At 52.0% G+C, this 1,149-nt stretch carries 2 protein-coding genes and 1 pseudogene; all 3 read left to right on the top strand.

The genetic code is table 11. The features are described 5' to 3' along the window. A pseudogene (locus Q0257_RS00025) lies at positions 1-162 on the top strand (malonyl CoA-acyl carrier protein transacylase); the annotation flags it as partial. After that, on the top strand, positions 159-857 hold the full coding sequence (locus Q0257_RS00020) for a 5'-methylthioadenosine/adenosylhomocysteine nucleosidase (protein WP_298019966.1): 699 nt from the start codon (positions 159-161) through the stop codon (positions 855-857). The pseudogene Q0257_RS00025 and the gene Q0257_RS00020, both read left to right, overlap by 4 nt. Further along, positions 854-1,149 (top strand): ATP-binding protein (locus Q0257_RS00015; protein WP_298019963.1); only part of this gene is annotated, 296 nt, incomplete at its 3' end. The genes Q0257_RS00020 and Q0257_RS00015, both read left to right, overlap by 4 nt.

Genomic DNA, 1,149 nt, shown 5'->3' with positions numbered 1-1,149 from the left:
CAAAGCATCAAAAATTACGAGGGCAAGACGGATTGCTTCGTCGAGTTCGGCGCGGCGGTTTTAAAAGGTATAAACAAAAAGATCACGCAGAAGCCGACTTTCAGCATCACGGATCTTGCGAGCTTAGACGAGTTTTTGAAATTTGCAAAGGAGAACGGATGAAAGTAGCGATTTTGGGCGCTATGCCAGAAGAGATCGAGCCGCTGCTATCCGCACTGCGTAAGCGGGGCATGAGCGTGGATGCTACGGAGCATGCGAATAATAAATTCTACGCCGCCAAGCTTAACGGGCACGATCTAGTGATCGCATATTCGAAGATCGGCAAGGTAAATTCCGCCCTGACCGCTACGGTCATGATCGAGAAATTCGGCGCGCGCGCGCTCATTTTTACGGGCGTTGCAGGGGCTTTGAAGCGCGGCATTAAGATCGGCGAAATTTTATACGCCACCTCGCTCGTGCAGCACGATCTGGACATAACGGCGTTCGGTCATCCGCACGGATTCGTGCCGGGAAGTAAAATTTCGGTTCAAACCGACGCGAAGCTAAATTCCATAGCGCAAAGCGTCGCCGAGCAACTAGGCATCACGCTAAAATCGGGTATCATTGCTAGCGGAGATCAGTTCGTAAGCGGCGAGGAGCGTAAGAACTGGATCGAGCGGACGTTTGATGCGAGCGCGGTCGAGATGGAGGGAGCGAGCGTAGCGCAGGTGTGCGACGCGCTGGGCGTGCCGTTTTGCGTGCTGCGCGCGATAAGCGACGAGGCGGGGCACAAAGCCGAGTTCGACTTTGACGAGTTTATGGTAAAAAGCGCGCAGACGAGCGCAAATTTCGTCCTAAAAATGATCGAAAGGTTATGATAAACCTCTCCAAAAAACTACTTCGCCGCGTCGGACAAACCAACGCCAAATACAAGATGTTCGAGCGCGGCGATAAAATTTTACTAGCTCTTAGCGGCGGTAAGGACAGCATGAGCTTGGCGCACGTGCTGAAGCACTTCCAAAGCGTAAGCCCGTTAGATTGGGAGTTTCGAGCTGTCACCGTCACCTACGGTATCGGCGAGGATCTGCGCGAGATAAGCGCCCATTTTAAAGAGCACGAGATCCCCTACGAGATAATCGATACTAAAATTTTTGAATTCGGCAAGGAAAA

Origin of the sequence: uncultured Campylobacter sp., from assembly GCF_938018035.1 — a bacterium.
In the GTDB taxonomy this organism is placed as follows: Bacteria; Campylobacterota; Campylobacteria; order Campylobacterales; family Campylobacteraceae; genus Campylobacter_B.
This window is presented reverse-complemented; position numbering and strand designations above follow the sequence as displayed.